Genomic DNA, 19728 nt, shown 5'->3' with positions numbered 1-19728 from the left:
TGCTAATTTTTAGTTGTTCTTATAATGGTAATTGTTCTCAGAAACTTTTTTAAATCCTCCCGTTATAGGATCGCTATCTATTACTTCTTTTGAAGTTCTTATTAATCTCCCTGCTTTATCGTATTGATAATATGTTCCAAGGTTATTTTCGTTAAGTATATATGACAACTCATCCCATTCATTATATACATAACTCATCATAGAAGAACTAACTGGGTGAACTCTGTAATCGTCGATATATATGTTTCCGCTAGCAGAAGTGATATAAGGGAATTGATTAGCAGTATTTGTTGAAAATGTGATATAATGATTCATTAATACCCAATCTCCCGCAGGAATAATCTCTCCATTAAAAGGATATCCTTTTACGCGAGCGTTCTCATGATTTTCTTTGTGCACCCAAACGGATATTTTATATTTTCCTGTTTTATACGTATTGGCTCTGTAGATTCCTCCTAAACGACCTCCAACAGGAACTTCTACTCCATATCTACCTGTATGGAATTTCAGATTAGTTCTTGTAGCTCCATTGTCCATCTTCACTTGCTGATCAACATAAGTTGATAAAACTTCGTATTCAGCACCTGTGTAGAACATTTCACCATATCCAGCATTTCCAGTTGCTAGCACTTTTGAAGAATTATCACCTGTTTTCGTAGATACTTTATTACCATTGATATCTTCTAATTCTAAAGGCATAGAATAATGATCATACTGAGTCACTTCTGATATTTGTTTCCACTCACTAGGCTGTGAAGTTGTATTCAAATTCCAATCAAAATTATCTGTGTAACTAACTAAAGTTCCATCTATATCTAGATCTCCATCCCAAGTGTATGATTTGTGCTTACGCCAAACTTTTTTATTGTCATCTGTTGGTGTACTTTGAAAACCATATAAATTTGTATAAATCCATTCATTATTCCATGTTGTAATTCCAACACTTGTTTCTTTCCAATCTTCATTGACTTTTAAATATGTTTTACTCATTGCTTCTTGAGTTAGCATATTTTTGTTTACCGCATCATCAACTTTTGATCCCATATTCGTATATTTTGTATACGCAGGAATTGTTTCTGTTTTGAATTTGTTACCCTTTGAGTCAGTTGTTTCGAATTCTAAAACCTGTCCTGTTAAGAAATCATGTTTATTAAAATTAGTTGTTTTAGAAAATCCTTGTTCAAGCACTGTCTCTTTTTCCAATACAGAAGGATACATAACCATACTTGAAGAGTTTATTTTATAAACCTCATCATTTTCTTTCTTTACTCTTTTAGTTCCTTTATACGTTTCTTGGGTTACTCCTATTTGTCCGTTAGTATCTAGATCTTGTTTGTAATGGTTCTCTATTTTCTTTATTAGTTGATTTTCTCTATTGTACGACGACAATGAAATTAGTCTCCCAATATTTTGCAATTTGTTATAGATAGTATATTTATTTGCTATTACTTCATCATTTAAAAAGTTCTCATCTTGTTGTTTTTGCACTTTAAAATGATTTCCTAGACTAAACAAATAATTAGCATCTTGCTCCCTAATTGGCAATGTTTCAAACTGATATTCAGATTTACCTAAAAATGAATTATTATTATCGTAATTTTTAATTGTTACATTTCCATAAGTCACCATTGGTGTTGGCAGTTCAGAAACGTAAGGCACTGCTTTTGCTTCTTTAGATGGAGCATACGACGTTATTCCTGAAATTTTATTCGTTTGAGGATTATTATAACTGTATTCTGTTTTTAAAGAGAAGTTTGGACTAGCAACTTCAATACTGCTAACTCTTATTCCTCCACCAAGTTGTCCGTTATCATCAAAGTCAGTATACATTACACTCTTTTCAACCTCATACAAAACAGGTTTTCCATAACAATAATGAGCTGAAGACATACCTGGTCTTACACATAATTCTTGATCTCCTGAAAATGTAATAACATCATTATTTACAACTATTGGAAAATCTGAATCTGCTAATCTAAATGGCAATTCATCTATTGCTTTTAGCATTACATAATCACTTCCTACTTCCGTAACTTTTAGAGTAATATCTCTATCTATTTCTTGAAAAACACTATTGTCATCATCATAAGGATTTAAGTCATCAGCTGTTAATCCTGTATGCACAAATTCAAATAAATTATGATCGCCTAATTGAAAACGTTCAGAAACATTAACGGTAGCGGGAAAAGTTATTTTTAATTTCTCATAATCGAATAAATCACCTGTACTTGTCGCACCAAAACCTTCTACAGTTATATCTTTAAATATTCCAATATCGTTATATGCTGCTTCGGCAAAATATGAATCTTGTTCGTAGGAGATATTAATATCTGCTCCTGTTGGAGTTATTATTTTGTTCATACTCCACGCTTCAGGATTAGTTTTATGATATCCCCAATCATCAGTATTATCTTTATTATAAGCTATTCCTGCACCACCATATTCAAAAACATATGGAGGAGTTACATTTGCTCCTGTTTTCCCTCTAAAATTAACCTCCTTTAATGCTAATCTTCCTTTACCTGGAGAAGAAGAATTAATAGAGTTAAGGGCTAATGAATAATCATAATTAAAGGATATAATTTCTTGAGTTTTTGATTCAATGCTTGTACCTGCTATATCTTTAACATCCAAAATATTTTGATGTTGATTTATATAGAATTCACGCATATCATTTCTAGAAGTATAAAACTCTGCTGGTAATGGTTGTTCTCCTGGTTGACCTCCCAATATATCAGGATCAGTATCAATGTCATAGCAAAAAACCTCATCTAAAGTGACATACCCTTTTAATTCTATTACTCGCTCATTTAAGTATATTTTCCCTGGTAACTCGCTTGCAAGTAGACCTCGTGATTTATCATAAATAGCCTCGTCGTTTTCTAAGATTAATATATCTTTTAGATATAAACTAGAGTTTACAGGGACATCTATATATTTTAGTGATTCTTTCTTACCTGTAATGGTTTTAAGATTATTTAAACCTCCATTTGCACATACTACTTTTTCTGGTAAAATTAGATCATTATTATTAATATCGTAATATTGTGATAATGGAGAAAATGTAGATGAGCTTTCATTCATATACGATTTAGCATAAGAACTATTAAAGCTCCCTGAAACCCACTTAGCATCATATTCTTCGAAAGGTGTTGACTTATTATCTAATCGCACATCTTTAACAAAAAGTGCGGTATGAGTTCTTGTTTTTATGGCATCTAAATAATATACTTGTTTTCTTCCCCAGTAATAAGAATATCTCTTTTCATCTCCTTCTCCTGTTTCATCATAACCATCTTTTGGTCCTTTCCACATGTAACCATCTGTCCATTTTCCATAATCAAATTCTATCCAATAACCATAGTCATTATCATCTAATTCACCATTATTGTTGGTATCGACATAATCTGGGCCAGTAATTGCAGTTAAAAGCCAATGTGTTGCATAAGGCTTTTGCTTCTGAATTTCAAAAAAGTTCTGATCTTCATTATTTTCGTTTGGAAAGTTTTTATAGAAAAGTTCAAAATTATAAACTGGTAATGAATAGTGATATGTTTTTCCGTCTACCGTTGTAATTTTATAAGCACCAATACCTTCTTCTGGAAAACTACCACTTTGAGATCTATCTATATTCTTTGCTTCAATAAAGTTCATTAGATTACCTTCTCTTATCTGGCTATTTTTATATGTCTCAATAAAATTTCCTTCTCTTTTTCTATTTCCGTTTTTTATAGCTGTACCATCAGGTAAAAAATCAGAACTAAAATTGCTTGTTCCATTTGTAAAAAATGAATAAACTGAAAAATCATTCGCTGTATTTACATAATTGGGTTTTAGTATATTTCCTCTTTCAACTCTTAAAAAAGAATTAAAACTGTTTTCAAAATAAAAATTTGTGTAGCCTCCTATATCATAGTATTTATCTAACCAATTATCGAATGGCTTTGACAAGTAGGACATATAAATATTATCACTGTTTTGCGTTCCTCTACCTCTATCGCTCAAATACATTTCTTTATAAGAACTAGGTTTTATACTCCCTGAAATTCCTTGAGCATTAACTGTATATTTATCATAATTAGGAAACATTAAGTTGTTCTCTTCAACTTTTTTACTATTCTTGATAATGATATTATCATCCATTGTATTCTCGTCAAACGGAAACAATGAATTCACATCCATAAAATTGTCTTCCTTTAGTAAATAAGAACTATTTTCATTTTTTGTATAATTTGAATGATAAGGATACAGAGCTCCTGAAGTGTTTAAGTTATTATACTTGTAAAGTGAATATCTAATTTTTTTATAATTAAAATTTAGATATACATTATAAAGACCTAGTGAGAAACCATTATTGCTTACACTTACATCATAATCATTTGAAGTAATATTAGATACTTGACTTGAAACTCCCGTACCTCCAACAAGTGTTTTGGTTGACATGTTTCCTTTTGAATCAAAGTTAACTCCCATACTTACAGATTTTACAGCTTTCAATCCTGTAGAATTAGCTACATTAAAACCGCCTGATAATCCTGAAGCTGGGTTAAGGTTAAGAGATCCATAAAATGTTGTTCCATTGAGTTTTTTACCATAACCAACACCAATACCATTGGTTGAAAAAGTTCCTGTAAAACCTTTCTCTGAATAACTAGCTGACACTCCGCTGGATCCAACTTTTACACTTGCTCCTTTAAGCCCTAAAGAAACATAACCTCCTAAAGATTTATTACTTCCCCAAGACGCCCCAACTCCTACACTTACTCCATTGATTGTGGCTCCAACTCCTAAACTATAATACTCATCAGTCCATCCTTGATCATAGAAAAATTCATTCACACCTGTCTTTCCCCAATCATCAGGATATCCATTTACAGACCTGTTAATAGCTCCAGGATTCAAATTCCACCCTAGTCCAACCCAAGACGCTTCTTGATCCATCGCTATTCCTCCATGATAAGCCAGCGATAAGGGATAGCCTCCTTCAGGAGACGGAACATTTAGCAAGGGCAATACATAACTCAAATCACCCGTAACTAAGTTTACCATATCTGTAGCATCTACGGGCTCAAAGCTAGAGGCTTCTGGCGCAGTAGGGCCATTATTGTTTGCCAGCAATTGATTTACTGGCACAATAGTAGACGCAAAATTTAGCGCTAAAAAAACGGCTAAAACTCTGTGTGAAAATTTTGTTTTGATCATCTATTTATTTTTTTAAAATGATAATTTCGGTTCGTTTTCTATGATTTCAATTGGAACTTTAAATTTTACTTCTCCAGTATGAACACCCAAATCTTCAACAGTCAAATTCAAATAGTCACCTTTTAACTCTTCCTTATTTCTTGGGTAAACCAACATGATTGTTGTTGCATTGCTCATTCCATACATTCTGGGATAAATGAAATCTGCAATTTCAATGGTATCTTTTGTCTTAGTAAATAGATGGACTTTTTGCCCCATTCCAAAAGCTAACTCGTTGACCATTTGTCCAAATTCATTTCTATTTTTGGGCACAGCACTTAATAATTCTTTATTATCTTGAGATATTGATAAATTGAAATATAGATATTGACTATACCTATCTCTCAATTCTTGAATATCTTTATCTCCGTTACCTCTTAACTCTTGATTTACTAATAAATCTGTAGGTCTATACAACAAACTAAAATGAACTCCATTTACAGTTTTTTCTTGTAGAAAACCATTCGATTCATCTTGAATGTGTTCTAATAACACTTCTTTTGAGTCAAAAGTCTCAGTCGAACATCCAAAAAGGACAATAGACAAGAATCCTAATAGGAATACAATTTTTCTATTCATGAGTTATTTACCTTCAAATTCTTTATTTAATCCTTCTAAAACTTTTTCTGTTAAGTCAGTTCCTTTAGCAGCAAACATGATATTTCCATTTCCGCCAGCTCCAAAAATGATTTGATACTCATTCTTTTCACCATATTCTTTTACATAATCATTGATATCATTTATAACTGTTTGTGTTGCTTTTTGATCTTCTTCTGTTACTTGCTTTTGAACAGCTTGCTGATAATTATTTATCTGTTGCTGCTTATTTGCTAATAACTGTTGTTGAAGTTCTTTTTCTTTTTTAGACATAGAAGAACGATCTTTCTCATAGCTCTTTAATTCTTTTTGCCAACCAGCAACCAGACTATCTACATTCGACTTCAACACTTCTGTTTTTTGTTTCATATCTTTTCGAACAATCTCTGTACGTTTGTATCCGTCTATGAGTTTATTTACATCTACATAAACTAATTCGTCTGAGGATTTTGAATTAAAAATTGCAACTATTGATATTACAAGAGCAATTAAAGACAGGGATGTAATTATTTTATTCATTCTTTGGTATTTTTGAGGATTCTACAATTTGCTTGCGTAAAAAATTATTACTAACACGAATGTATTTAATATGGTTAGGAGCTCTGAAAATTTTGTATAAGCGTCACATTTTCGTCAATAAATATTGAATTTCAGAACTATTGAAAGTTTTTTCTCAAAACAACTTAAGGCAAGTACATACATCTATCTTTATGAATGCTATTTAGCATCTCTATAAATAGATGTCGTAATATTTTCAAATTAAAGTGTAAATTTGAACATACATTTCCCTTTTAGATTTGTAGATTTACAGCTTAGTAGAAAAAGAGAGCCCATGAACGTTGCTGCATTAAAAAAAGTCAACAAAAAATTTCTACCAAAAAAATACATGTTTGCACCAGACTGGATTATTTTGGGTGTGAATAATGTGTGTAATTTGCATTGCAAGATGTGTGATGTTGGTACTAAAAATTTAGATTCAAATTTTGCACAAAATTTAGTAGGCACACATCCTATAAACATGCCATTGCCGTTGATTGAAAAAATTATTGATCAAATGGCAGACTACTATCCAAGTTCAAAATTAGCTTACGCATTTACTGAACCTTTGGTATATCCTCACTTAGAAGCATCTTTAAAATATGCCAAACAAAAAAATGTTGAGTGTTCTATTACTACCAATGCATTAACCTTAAAGCACAAAGCGAAGATTGTAGCGAATACTAGTGTCTATATTTCACTTGACGGCCCACAAGATATTCACAATGAAATCCGTGGTCATAAAAAATCATTTCAAAAAGCTGTAGAAGGAATTGAAGAAGTATTATCGATCAATCCAAATGCTACTATTGGTGTTTTCTGTGTAATTACCGAATGGAATATTGGTTATTTGAATGAGTTTTTAGATTTCTTTAAAGACTATCCTTTACAACAAATTGGTTTTATGCATTCTAATTTTGTAGAACAAGGAATTGCAGATACGCACAATAAAATATGGGTAAATTCATATTCTGCAACAGCTTCTAATACTGACGAAGTTAATATTGATAATTTAGATTTAGATGTGTTGTGGGATGAGATTGCTATGATCAAATCTAAAAACTACAAGTTTCCTGTTAGTTTTTCTCCAGAAATTGCTTCAAAAGAAAAACTACACGAATATTATTATAAGCCAGAAATTCAAATTGGAAAAATGTGCAATGATGTTTTCACAAATGTAATGATCAAATCAGACGGAAGCGTAATTCCTGCGCATGGACGATGTTATAATTTAGAATTAGGAAATATTTACGAAGAAAACTTAAAGCAAATCTGGAATGGACGTGTCTTGTCAAAATTCCGATCCGCACTTTCTAAAAATGGAGGTTTATTACCTGCTTGCAGTCGTTGTTGCAGTGCTTTTTAGAACCAAAATAATATCACAGAATACAAGTCATGAGAAATAAAATTATCATATTCAATCCGCGAAGTGCCAATGCAAAGCATCGCTTACCAAATACCATTATTCAGGTTGGTGCGGCAATTCATGGAAAATATGACTATGTTTTTGTAGATGGAAATATGGAAACGGATCCTTGGGAGAAAATTTCCGCATATTTTGCCACAGGTGAATTCAAGTATTTCTGCTTAACCGTAATGCCTGGACCACAATTAAAACAAGCTATTCCTTATGCAAAAAAGATTAAAGAGTTATATCCTAATGCAATAAATATTTGGGGCGGATATTTCGCTTCTAACCAATATAAAGTATGCTTAAATTCTGGTTATGTTGATTATATCATCAATGGACCTGGCGATAATACGTTTCCTAAATTATTAGACGTTTTAGAAGGAAAAAGTGACGAAAAACTAATGCTGATTCGCAACTTAATCTTCAAAGATGAAGAAGGAAAGATTGTGCAAACTGTCAAAGAAGCACTGCTCGACCAAGATGCTCTACCTCCATATCCATATGAATATTTCAATACATTTTACCCATTAAAACGCTATTTAGCAAAGACATTTATGGGGCAAAAAACTTTTGCATATCATTCGAGCATGGGTTGTCCGTTTAGCTGTTCTTTCTGCGCCGTAGTGCCAATTTATAACGCAAAGTGGAAAGCTAAAGCAGCTTCAACTATCTATAAAGATTTAAAATATTTTAAAGAGAAATATCAAATTGATGCCGTAGAGTTTCACGACAATAACTTTTTTACGTCTCGTAAACGTGTGATGGAATTTTCCAAACTTGTTATGGACGATAATATCGAATGGTGGGGCGAAGGACGCATTGACACAATTAATAAATACTCAGACGAAGAACTACATTACATGCGAAAAGCAGGTTGTCGCATGATGTTTTTAGGTGCTGAAACTGGAAATGACGAAGTACTGAAGCAGATGAATAAAGGTGGAACACAATCTGGACAAATGATAAAGGATTTTGTGAAACGCATGAAAGATGTCGATATTATTCCTGAACTGTCGTTTGTACTTGGTTTGCCTGGACCTGACGAAAAGAAAGTGTACGAGCAAATTTTATGGGATATTAATTTTATTCGTGAAATTAAATCAATTAACGCTGATGCGGAAATTATCATTTATTTATACAGTCCGGTGCCAACAGAAGGTTCTGAATTATATCAACAAATTGTAGATGCAGGATTTTCATTTCCAGAAAAACTGGAAGAATGGATTGAACCAAGTTGGGAAAAATTCGACTTGCGAAGAAACCCATTAACGCCTTGGCTAAAACCGTATATGATTGATAAAATCCAGAATTTTGAAACCGTATTGAATGGTTATTACCCAACTGCTTCCGATTTTAGGATTAAAGGTTACAAAAAATGGTTGCTAAAATTAGTTTCTGGATATCGCTTTAAATATGGTTGGTACAAATTTCCATACGAGATCAAAGTATTACACAAAATTTGGAAATATCGTCAGCCAGAAATTGAAGGTTTCTACTCAGAATAATTCGCAAAAATATGTTTAAAAAGCTAAAAAAACACATATTCCCTGTTGCGAAATTTTTCTTTGACAAGTATACTTTAAAAGATAGAAGTTATACGTATGAAGGCATTACGGTAAACATTAGCGCTGAAGTATTTCCTCCACATTTTACGATTAGCACAAAGATTTTATTGGATTATATAAAACCATTAAATCTTGAAAATAAAACCTTTTTAGAACTTGGTTGTGGCTCTGGAATTATTTCTTTGTTTGCTGCGTCTAAAGGTGCAAAAGTGACAGCTTCCGACATCAACCAAATTGCGATTGACACTCTAAAAGAAGCTTCAATCAAAAATGACATTCCCTTAAATGTTGTCTATTCTGATTTGTTTGAAAATCTAACTAATCAGACATTTGACTACATCATTATCAATCCGCCATATTATCCAAAAGCTCCTCAAAACACCAAAGAACGTGCGTGGTTTTGCGGAGAAAATTTTGAGTATTTCAAAAAATTATTTGCACAATTGCCAAATCACCTTTCATCAAATACTTGGATGATTTTATCAGAAGACTGTGAAATTGATTATATTAAACAATTGGCAAACAACCAACGACTTGACTTTAAATTAATGTCAGAAAAAAGCGTAGTGAAAGAGAAAAACTATATCTTTAGCCTAAATTCGATGTAACGCAGTAGCAACAAGACACGAAAAATTATTGAAAAATACGGTTTGCCAATTTGATATGCGTGTCAAAAAGTTATTACAAACAAATACGTATATCAATATCACATTACTTAAGCTTCAAAAATCATCATAAGTATGCAAACCACTTCACGAAACATACTGTTAGATATTTTAAAAGTCATCGCTGCATTATTTGTAATTGGTACGCATTGTAATTTTTTAATTGAATACAGCGAAGTAGCTTTTCAAACTATTACCAACGGAATTTTCAGAATTGCTGTTCCGTTCTTTTTCTGCGTCAACGGTTTCTTTTTATACAGCGTATTCAAAAACGATCGCATACACATATGGTTCAAGCGTGTTGGTATATTATATCTTATTTGGATGTTGATTTACGCTTATTTTTGGACATACTTACAGGAATTCAATCTGATAAAAGTGATACTAACATTTATATTTGGCTTTAATCATTTATGGTATTTGGCCGCGCTTCTTTTGGGTGGATTGACATTGTATAAACTTCGAAATGCTTCAAATAAAATATTAATAATAGGCACATTTATTTTATTCATTATAGGAATCGTTATTCAATATGTAGGACAACTTCATGTATTTTCGGAACAATCTATTGTAGACAAACTGATTAATTATCCGCCGCTACATCGTAACTTTCTACTTTTTGCATTGCCACTTTTAAGTATTGGTTATGTCATTAAACGTACAAACATTCACACCAAACTCAGCAAATCATTTGTCAAAAAATTACTCATTATAAGCTTGATGCTTCTGATTGCAGAAAATTTAATCACCTATTATTTTGTTACAGGAGAAGCTGTTCTCAACACATATCTTTCCTACTTATTTTTGGCACCTGCGTTATTAATTGCCGCATTTACTTTTAAAACCACATCAAAACTCAATAGCAAACTATTATCATCCTATTCAATTGCCCTGTATTTAATACATCCGTTAATTTTAGTATTGATATATCACTTTTTCACTTTAGATTCGATAATCTTAACACTTGTCACCTTTCTGTTAGCTGCAATCGCAAGCTATTTGTTAATTTTACTCAATAGAAAATTCAAATATATTTTATAAAGATTTCTCCTCAAGAAACATAAACGACATGTATCTGTAGATTATAGAGCAAAACCAAACTTCACTTTGAATTTTTACTAGAGACAGTATTGTTAAAAAGAAATATTATATATTTAAAAATTCAAAAAACTAACGCTGTATTGCAAACCACTTCTCGAAATATATTAATTGACATCTTAAAAGTTGTTGCTTCATTGCTAGTGGTTGCCTTTCATTGTAACTTTTTATACGACCATAATGAATTTATAAATTATTTATTTTTCAAAGGTATCTTTAGACCTGTCATACCCTTTTTTTTCTGTGTTAATGGATTCTTTTTATATACTGTTTTCCAAAACGGTCGCGTTAAATTTTGGACCAAACGTATTGCCATTTTGTATATAGTATGGATGCTGGTTTTCAGTTACTTTTGGGTGTATCCTAATTACAATAGTCCTATAAAATTGTTATTAAATATTGTCATTGGATTCAACCATTTATGGTATGTTGCCTCGTTTTTGGTCGGCGGATTGCTACTGTACTCCGTTCGAAATCTCTCTAACAAAACCTTACTTATAGGTTCTATCATATTGTATTGCATCGGATATTTTATTCAGATATTAGGAGATTTAAAACTCGTTACAGAACCAGAAATACTTGTCAAATTGGTAAACTTTACGCCTACACATCGTAATTTTCTATTATTTGATTTACCTTTTTTAGCCGTTGGATATATCATTAGACGTTCCAATTTTCATAAAAAGCTAACAAGAAAACAAATCATCGGATTATTGATACTTAGTTTTATATTACTTACTATAGAAAGCTTGTTTAATTATTATTATAACATAGATCGTTCGTTAAGTATTATATGCCTTTCTTGTTTTATAGCGGCTCCCGTATTATTACTATCTACATTTTCGTTTTCTGTAAATGCTAAGATAGATAGCAAGCTGTTATCATCATATTCTATTGCCATCTATTTGGTACATCCATTGATGGTTTTTGTCATTCGATATTTTGTTACTTTAGAATCCATATCCTTAACTTTGATGGCAATTATACTATCTATAGCTGCTAGTTATATATTGATACAACTAAATAAAAAACTGAAATACATTTTATAAACTATCCTACTCGTGAAAAGTAAACTCAAATTTGCCTATATATTATTCAGAAATGTACTAATCATTCTTCTTTTGTTAGAAATTGGATTGGGTATTTTTTACAGATATCATGACGAAAGTGGTATTGATGAAAATACCGAACGAATTATTGCTTCTGGCTTGTATGAAACTGACGATTTGGATAATGAAGCTATTAAAGAAATTTATCGTGAGCTTCGTGAGCAAGATATGCAATGGGAACCTTATTTGCATTACCGCTTTAAAGCCATGAATGGAAAACACAATACCATTTACGAAAACGGACATCGAAAAACAGCCAATCCAAATTTGAAAGATTCCGCCACAGCGATAAAAATATTTTGTTTTGGAGGTTCTACCATGTATAGTTCTGGATCGAGAGATGAGCATACAATTCCATCAGAATTAGCAACCTTAATTCACACAAACTTTCCCAATAAAAATGTTGAAGTCACTAACTTTGGTTGTCATGGATATACACGTGCTACAGAAAACATTCAGCTACAGCGAGAACTCGTTAAAAATAACATTCCAGACATTGTTATTTTTTATGATGGTGTCAATGAAGTTATTTCTGCTCATCAAAACAATGAGGCTGGAACTCCAACAAACGCTTACAATAGAAAAAAAGAGTTTAAAATTGCGCACAGCTACAAAAAACGCATTCTTCTTATGATTTACTCAAGTAATCTATACAGATTCATTACAACAATGCAACGCAGATTATTTACGAATTCAGCTTACAAACAATTGAGCGCACGTTCTGATGCATTAGCTCCAAGCATTGCAGAAAACTATTTAGGTCTTGTAAAAATATCCAAAAGCTTAGAAAACGAATACGGCTTTACAGTATTTAATTTTGTGCAACCTAACATTTATTCAAAAAAATACTTAAGCGAAACCGAACAAGAATATTTTAAAAGTCACCAGTATTACGAAAACTTATATAAATTATCATATGAAGCAGTTCGCAAAGATTCTTTGATGATCAAAGACACAACTTTTGTAGATATTAGCAATGTATTTGACAATACTGAAAAAACAATTTATTTCGATTTTTGCCACACAGGCGAAGTAGGAAACAAATTAGTTGCCAACAAAATATTTCCACACATAAAACCATTATTGGAAACAAAAACAAAAGATACTGTAACAGAATCTAAAACAGAACAACTAACAGAAACCAATAACTAATTATACATAAAGAAACATGGAACAACTTTTAACCTTAGATAGTCTTTTCACGCTATTAATGCTTGTGCTATTGCAAGCTGTTTTAGGATTTGACAACCTATTGTATATTTCCTTAGAATCGCAAAAAGCTCCAAAAGACAAACAATCATATGTTCGAAAAATGGGTGTAGGCTTGGCGATTATATTACGAATTGTACTACTTTTTGTACTGTTACAGCTAATTCAGTATTTCCAAAATCCGTTCCTTTCAATGCACAGTAATACAGTAGTAGAATTTGATCTTAATGGACATAGTTTAATCGTATTAGCAGGTGGAATTTTCATCATTTATACAGCAGTCAAAGAAATTTGGCACATGATGCTCATGAAAGAACATGAAAAAGTGGAAGGTGCAGAAAGCAAAAAATCTGTAAAAAGTGTTGTTACATGGATTGTAGTCATGAACTTAGTTTTTTCATTCGATTCTATACTAAGTGCTATGGCATTGACAAGCGACATGGACAAAAACCCGCAATTAATCTTAATGACCATCGCTATTATATTAGGAGGATTATTAATGATTGTTATGGCCGACAAAGTGTCTGACTTCTTGCAGAAAAACAAAATGTATGAAGTATTAGGACTATTCATCCTTTTCATTGTAGGAATCATGCTGTTATCTGAAGGCGGACATTTAGCAAAATTAAAATTCTTCGGAAGTGAAGTAGAGCAAATGAGTAAAGCAACCTTCTACTTCGTTATCATAACATTAGTTATCATTGACATTGTACAAGGTAGATATCAAAAAAATCTATTGGCAAAAAAAGCAGCGCAAGACGAAGCAATGGAAATGAAAAACAAATAATTTGTAATTTGTTTACTTCATTCTATTTCTCAAATATAATTTCAGACTGTAAAAAATCGCTCAACACCACATTACCATTATTATTAATATGTGGATCGTTGGCAAAATACAAACGATTCTCAAAAGTATCGTTTACTTGAAAAATCGATAAAGGGTTTATTTGTGTCACATTACTGTACACTTTTAAATCCTTTGTTGCTTGTGTAAAAAATAGGTAATTAACTTCTTGTACTGCAGCTTTATCTTTAAAAGTAGCTCCCAAGCTATTCAAATTATCTATATAATAATCATTCACTTGCGCGCAATGCGGAATCCAAACTAAATACACAGGAATATCTTTCGAAACTGTTTCCAAAAACGTCTGCATATAACTCAACCATTCATCATAACGCGTTTTAAAAGGAGCTTGCAAACTCAGCATATTCGTTAAATACGAACTGTCAAAATTCAAAAAGCGTTTGGTACGCTGATCGTAATAATCTACCGAAAAAACATCTGTTGCCATAGTATAAGCTCTACTATTTACCCTTGGACTAAATGCAGATGCCTTATGATTCAAATACGATAAACTCAAAAAATAATCGGATGCTTCCCAATACACATTTCTAGCCAAAGAAAACGCTTCCATGCTCCACAAATGATTCACATCAATCAAATCATTTCCCACATAAATTTGATAAATAATTGCTTTAGGCTGATGTTTTTTAATTTTTGCTTTCGCGAATGTATTCACTTGTCTCACACCAATTCCAGGAACACTTACATTCACAATAGAAACTTTGGGATGATCTTGTTTAATTTTTTCGATATAATTAATCTCTTTTGCGGTAGCTGAAAAAGAATCACCAAACACTAAAAAATCTACAGAAGACTTTTCTAAATCAGCTTCACTATTTAAATGCGAAGTTTCTGTATTATAAAAATCAATCGCTGAATTTCTATATAAAAACTCAAACAACACCAAGCTTAGCAATCCTATAACAATAGTATTGACAAAAAACTTCTTTATTTTTGACAAAAATTTCATTTGTAAAACTTTCGTTAAAGATACTATGAAAAATATGTTTTCAAGCTTTTTTTTAGCACTTTGAAATCAACTGTCATCACAGCATAAATCTCAACGAGAAGAATCAATCTAGAAATACGATTCAATCAAATTTACAAACGGAAACTAAGCTAATGAAAACCAATACATTTAACTATTTTCAGTATTCTTTACAATGTATTTGTTATCTACAGAATAAATCTTACCTTTGCAGACTCTTTTTAAGAGATAGGAATGTTTAATTATTAAAAAAAATTAGTGTGGACACATTAAGCTACAAAACAATTTCAGCAAACAAAGCTACTGCAGACAAGCAATGGGTTTTGGTTGACGCTGAAGGACAGACGCTAGGGCGTATGGCTTCTAAGGTAGCAAAAATACTTAGAGGTAAGTACAAGCCTAGCTTTACACCACATGCTGATTGCGGAGATAATGTAATCATTATCAATGCTGAAAAAATCAACTTAACTGGAAACAAGTGGACGGACAAATCTTATATTCGTCACACAGGATATCCAGGTGGTCAAAGATCACTAACTGCTTCGGAACTTTTCGAAAAAGATCCAGCTAAATTAGTGGAAAAATCAGTGAAAGGAATGTTACCAAAAAACAAATTAGGTAGCGCATTATTCCGTAACCTAAAAGTTTATGTTGGAGCAGAGCACGGACAAGAAGCTCAAAAACCAACAACTATTAACTTAAATGATTTAATGTAACATGGAAGTTATTCACAAAATTGGTCGTAGAAAGACCGCTGTTGCTCGTGTATATGTTACTCCAGGAACTGGAAACATTACCGTAAACAAAAAAGCATTTGAAACGTATTTCCCAACACCTACATTACAGTATAAAGTAAAGCAACCATTTGCTTTAACTGAAACTGTTGACGCTTACGACGTAAACGTAAATGTATATGGTGGTGGAGCTACAGGACAAGCAGAAGCTGTTCGTTTAGCAATCTCAAGAGTATTATGTGAGATCGATGCTGAAAACAGATTAGCATTAAAACCAGAAGGATTATTAACAAGAGATCCAAGAATGGTTGAACGTAAGAAATTTGGACAGAAGAAAGCTCGTAAGAAGTTCCAATTCTCGAAACGTTAATTTTTGGTCGTTTTTCAAAAAAACGTACTGTTCATTTATTATTGAAATTAAAATCATGTTGTCGTTGTTTCGCACTAGCGAAATTTAGTTTAGCATCTAAATAGGTAAGACCAATTATAAAAAATCAATTGCTACTCACCTATTGCTAATTCAACGGAACGTAAACTATTTACAAAAATGGCAAATAACATAGAAGTAAAAGACTTACTTGATGCAGGTGTACACTTTGGACACTTGACAAGAAAATGGGATCCAAACATGGCGCCATACATCTACATGGAGCGTAATGGAATCCACATCATTAACTTATACAAGACTGCTGCTAAAATCAACGAAGCTAACGAAGCTTTAAAGAAAATTGCAGCCTCTGGTAGAAAAATACTTTTCGTAGCTACCAAAAAACAAGCAAAAGACATCGTTGCTGAAAAAGCAGGGAAAGCTAACATGCCTTACATCACTGAAAGATGGCCAGGTGGAATGTTAACTAACTTTGTAACGATCAGAAAAGCCGTTAAAAAAATGGCTTCTATTGATAGAATGAAGAAAGATGGAACGTTCATGACTTTATCTAAGAAAGAACGTTTACAAGTTGATCGTTTAAGAGCAAAATTAGAGAAAAACTTAGGTTCTATCTCTGATATGACGCGTCTTCCAGGTGCATTGTTCGTAGTAGACATCAAACGTGAGCATATCGCGATTAAAGAAGCTCAAAAATTAAACATTCCAATTTTTGCAATGGTTGATACTAATTCTGACCCAAGAGAGGTTGATTATGTAATTCCTGCAAATGATGATGCTTCTAAATCAATCGAGAATATCTTAACACACGTTACAGATGCTGTAATCGAAGGATTATCTGACAGAAAAGCTGAAAAAGAAGCTAAAAAAGCTGAGAAAGAAGCTGCCGCTGCTGCTCCAAAAGCAGAAGCTAAACCAGCTGCTCCTGCTACAACAGAAGCTCCAGCAAAAGAAGAAACAAAATAATTATTATTTAACGTTGATACGTTAATTCATCAAAGAAAGATAAGTAGCTTTGCTGCTCGTTTTGAAAATGCTGAATTGACGTATTAACATTAAAACAAACATAAAATGGCAAAAATTACAGCCGCAGAAGTAGGTAAATTAAGAAAAGCTACAGGTGCAGGAATGATGGACTGCAAAAAAGCATTAGTTGAAGCTGAAGGTGACTTCGATAAAGCAATTGATATCCTTCGTAAAAAAGGACAAAAAGTTGCTGCCAAAAGAGCAGATCGTGAGTCTTCTGAAGGTGTAGCTGCTGCTAAAGTAAATGATGATAACACTGCAGGTGTTGCTATCGTTTTAGGATGTGAAACTGATTTCGTTGGTAAAAACGAAAGTTTCGTTGCCTTAGCAAAAGATTTTGCAAACTTAGCAATTGGATTCAATAACAAAGAAGAATTTTTAGCTGCTGATTTCGGTGGAATGACTGTTGCTGAAAAATTAACAGAACAAACTGGAGTTATTGGTGAGAAAATTGACTTAAAAGCTTTTGATAAAATTGAAGCTTCTTATGTTGGTTCTTACGTACACATTAACAAAATTGCTGCTGTTGTTGGATTATCTGCAAATGTAGACAATGCTGAAACATTAGCTAAAGATCTAGCAATGCAAGTAGCTTCTATGGGAGCAACTACATTATCTTACAAAGATTTCGATCCAGCTTTTGTTGCTTCTGAAACTGAAGCTAGAATTGCTGCAATTGAAAAAGAAAATGAAGAGTTAGTTCGTTTAGGAAAAACATTGAAAAATGTTCCTCAATATATTTCTATGTCTCAATTGACAGAAGAAGTATTAGCAAAAGCTGAAGAAGATGCAAAAGCTCAGTTAGCTGCAGAAGGAAAACCAGAAAAAATCTGGGATCGTATCTTACCAGGAAAAATGGAAAGATTCATTTCTGATAACACTACTTTAGACAAAGAACAATGTTTATTAGACCAAGACTTCATTAAAGATGAAAAGTCTACAGTTGCTAAATACGTTTCTTCTTACGGAGAAGTTGAAGTAACAGGTTTCAAACGTGCTTCTTTAGGATAAGCAAATTACGCTTCGGCGTTTTACATATAAAAAGGATCGTCAAATTGACGATCCTTTTTAGTTTCTGACTTTTGCAATTTAAATTGTATTATCTGTTGCTCCTTCACATCCATTATTTGTACAATCTAACCCCGCGCTTGTCCCGTCACAAGCCGCACCAGTTAGTGGAGATTCATCACTCGTAGTTCCATTAAAAAATGTTTTACAACAAAGATCTAAAAAATTTAGACTAACTGTTTCTACACAGGTAGCAACATTACTTTTATTTCTTCCTCCTCCATTTACAGAGTTTAACTTAGAAACATCAACTTTGTTCAACCCTAATTTTAGTTTTCTTTTTTTCATGATTTTAAAAATTTAATTGGTTACTATTTATTTCTTTTAAAGATACGCATCTTAAATTTCAGGCTTAGTTAGAACAAAATTAAGTATGATACTTAAAAACATTTTTGTACACTTCATTATTTGCTATATTTGCAAAACTCATCACAACAGACAATGCAATACAAAAGAATTTTACTAAAATTATCAGGTGAAGCGCTTATGGGCGAAAGACAATATGGAATAGACCCAAAACGTTTAGCCGAATACGCCGAAGAAATCAAAAAGGTTGTAGACCTAGGAATACAGGTAGCCATTGTTATTGGTGGTGGAAATATCTTCAGAGGTGTTGCAGGAGCTAGCAACGGCATGGACAGAGTTCAAGGAGATCATATGGGAATGCTTGCCACTGTAATTAACGGATTGGCATTGCAAAGTGCCTTAGAAGATGCCGATGTTCACACAAGATTACTTACAGCTTTAGAGATCAAAGAAGTTGCAGAACCATACATAAAAAGAAAAGCGATTCGTCATCTAGAAAAAGGACGTGTTGTAATTTTTGGAGCTGGAACCGGAAATCCATATTTCACTACCGATTCTGCTGCTGTTTTACGCGCTATCGAAGTAAATGCAGATGTCATCCTAAAAGGAACACGTGTAGATGGTATTTACAATGAAGATCCTGAAAAGAACAGAGAAGCCATTAAATTTGATCATATTTCTTTTGACGAAGTATTGAAACAAGGTTTAAAAGTCATGGACACAACTGCATTTACCTTAAGTCAAGAAAACGAATTACCAATTATTGTATTTGATATGAACACACAAGGAAACTTATTAAAAGTGGTTTCTGGAGAAAATATTGGTACGAAAGTAAACTTGTAAGTCAAAAAATGGCGTAGTTTTTGATTTTATTCGAGCAAAAACGAAAAAATATTTTAAATTAGTAATGATATAGTATATAATACTGGCTATTATATTCAA

General features: G+C 32.4%; 17 protein-coding genes. 12 read left to right on the top strand and 5 right to left on the bottom strand.

What is annotated here, in order from left to right:
- Positions 1-9 precede the first annotated feature (9 nt).
- The 3 genes from ACOQOS_RS17250 to ACOQOS_RS17240 are packed head-to-tail and all read right to left on the bottom strand — an operon-like array spanning position 10 to position 6357.
- Complete coding sequence (locus tag ACOQOS_RS17250) at positions 10-5202, bottom strand: hypothetical protein (protein WP_420571717.1); 5193 nt, start codon at positions 5200-5202, stop codon at positions 10-12.
- A 12-nt stretch (positions 5203-5214) separates the two neighbouring features.
- Positions 5215-5820 (bottom strand): hypothetical protein, encoded by a 606-nt coding sequence (locus tag ACOQOS_RS17245; protein ID WP_420571716.1) that lies wholly within the window; start codon positions 5818-5820, stop codon positions 5215-5217.
- A gap of 3 nt (positions 5821-5823) precedes the next feature.
- Positions 5824-6357 carry an OmpH family outer membrane protein gene (locus ACOQOS_RS17240; protein ID WP_420571715.1) on the bottom strand — a complete coding sequence of 178 codons (534 nt, stop codon included), beginning with the start codon at positions 6355-6357 and terminating at the stop codon, positions 5824-5826.
- Positions 6358-6670: 313 nt separating this feature from the next.
- Between ACOQOS_RS17240 and ACOQOS_RS17235 the strand changes: the two genes are divergently transcribed.
- The 7 genes from ACOQOS_RS17235 to ACOQOS_RS17205 all read left to right on the top strand — a co-directional run bounded on the left by ACOQOS_RS17235 (position 6671) and on the right by ACOQOS_RS17205 (position 14219).
- Positions 6671-7741, top strand: a complete 1071-nt coding sequence (locus tag ACOQOS_RS17235; RefSeq protein ID WP_420571714.1) for a radical SAM protein — start codon at positions 6671-6673, stop codon at positions 7739-7741.
- 29 nt (positions 7742-7770) lie between these two features.
- Positions 7771-9291, top strand: a complete 1521-nt coding sequence (locus ACOQOS_RS17230) for a B12-binding domain-containing radical SAM protein (RefSeq protein ID WP_420571713.1) — start codon at positions 7771-7773, stop codon at positions 9289-9291.
- Between the two features lie 11 nt (positions 9292-9302).
- Positions 9303-9959, top strand: coding sequence for a methyltransferase (locus ACOQOS_RS17225; protein WP_420571712.1), 657 nt, complete (start codon positions 9303-9305; stop codon positions 9957-9959).
- A 132-nt stretch (positions 9960-10091) separates the two neighbouring features.
- Positions 10092-11057: an acyltransferase family protein gene (locus ACOQOS_RS17220; protein ID WP_420571711.1), complete on the top strand. Its 966-nt coding sequence runs from the start codon at positions 10092-10094 to the stop codon at positions 11055-11057.
- Between the two features lie 200 nt (positions 11058-11257).
- Positions 11258-12163 carry an acyltransferase family protein gene (locus ACOQOS_RS17215; protein WP_420575159.1) on the top strand — a complete coding sequence of 302 codons (906 nt, stop codon included), beginning with the start codon at positions 11258-11260 and terminating at the stop codon, positions 12161-12163.
- Positions 12164-12175: 12 nt separating this feature from the next.
- The gene (locus tag ACOQOS_RS17210; protein ID WP_420571710.1) at positions 12176-13375 is read left to right on the top strand and encodes a hypothetical protein; all 1200 of its coding nucleotides are present in this window, start codon (positions 12176-12178) and stop codon (positions 13373-13375) included.
- A 16-nt stretch (positions 13376-13391) separates the two neighbouring features.
- Positions 13392-14219 carry a TerC family protein gene (locus tag ACOQOS_RS17205; protein WP_420571709.1) on the top strand — a complete coding sequence of 276 codons (828 nt, stop codon included), beginning with the start codon at positions 13392-13394 and terminating at the stop codon, positions 14217-14219.
- A 22-nt stretch (positions 14220-14241) separates the two neighbouring features.
- Here the strand turns inward: ACOQOS_RS17205 and ACOQOS_RS17200 are convergent, their stop codons facing one another.
- The gene (locus ACOQOS_RS17200; protein WP_420571708.1) at positions 14242-15246 is read right to left on the bottom strand and encodes a hypothetical protein; all 1005 of its coding nucleotides are present in this window, start codon (positions 15244-15246) and stop codon (positions 14242-14244) included.
- Positions 15247-15524: 278 nt separating this feature from the next.
- Between ACOQOS_RS17200 and rplM the strand changes: the two genes are divergently transcribed.
- From rplM to tsf, 4 genes are all read left to right on the top strand, one after another.
- The gene (gene rplM / locus ACOQOS_RS17195; RefSeq protein WP_420571707.1) at positions 15525-15980 is read left to right on the top strand and encodes a 50S ribosomal protein L13; all 456 of its coding nucleotides are present in this window, start codon (positions 15525-15527) and stop codon (positions 15978-15980) included.
- 1 nt (position 15981) lies between these two features.
- The gene (gene rpsI, locus ACOQOS_RS17190) at positions 15982-16368 is read left to right on the top strand and encodes a 30S ribosomal protein S9 (RefSeq protein ID WP_420571706.1); all 387 of its coding nucleotides are present in this window, start codon (positions 15982-15984) and stop codon (positions 16366-16368) included.
- A gap of 177 nt (positions 16369-16545) precedes the next feature.
- Entirely contained in the window at positions 16546-17352 is an 807-nt protein-coding gene (gene rpsB / locus ACOQOS_RS17185; protein WP_420571705.1) for a 30S ribosomal protein S2, read from the top strand.
- Positions 17353-17457: 105 nt separating this feature from the next.
- Positions 17458-18423 carry a translation elongation factor Ts gene (gene tsf, locus ACOQOS_RS17180; protein ID WP_420571704.1) on the top strand — a complete coding sequence of 322 codons (966 nt, stop codon included), beginning with the start codon at positions 17458-17460 and terminating at the stop codon, positions 18421-18423.
- Positions 18424-18501: 78 nt separating this feature from the next.
- On the opposite strand, the gene ACOQOS_RS17175 is transcribed toward tsf, so the two are convergent.
- Positions 18502-18768, bottom strand: coding sequence for a hypothetical protein (locus ACOQOS_RS17175; protein WP_420571703.1), 267 nt, complete (start codon positions 18766-18768; stop codon positions 18502-18504).
- A gap of 153 nt (positions 18769-18921) precedes the next feature.
- On the opposite strand from ACOQOS_RS17175, the gene pyrH reads away from it, so the two are divergent.
- Positions 18922-19629: a UMP kinase gene (gene pyrH, locus ACOQOS_RS17170; protein ID WP_420571702.1), complete on the top strand. Its 708-nt coding sequence runs from the start codon at positions 18922-18924 to the stop codon at positions 19627-19629.
- Positions 19630-19728: the final 99 nt, after the last annotated feature.

This window comes from Kordia sp. (genome assembly GCF_965224175.1).
GTDB lineage: Bacteria > Bacteroidota > Bacteroidia > Flavobacteriales > Flavobacteriaceae > Kordia.
Note: the sequence above shows the minus strand (reverse complement) of the source record. Positions and strands in the feature narration are given on the sequence as shown.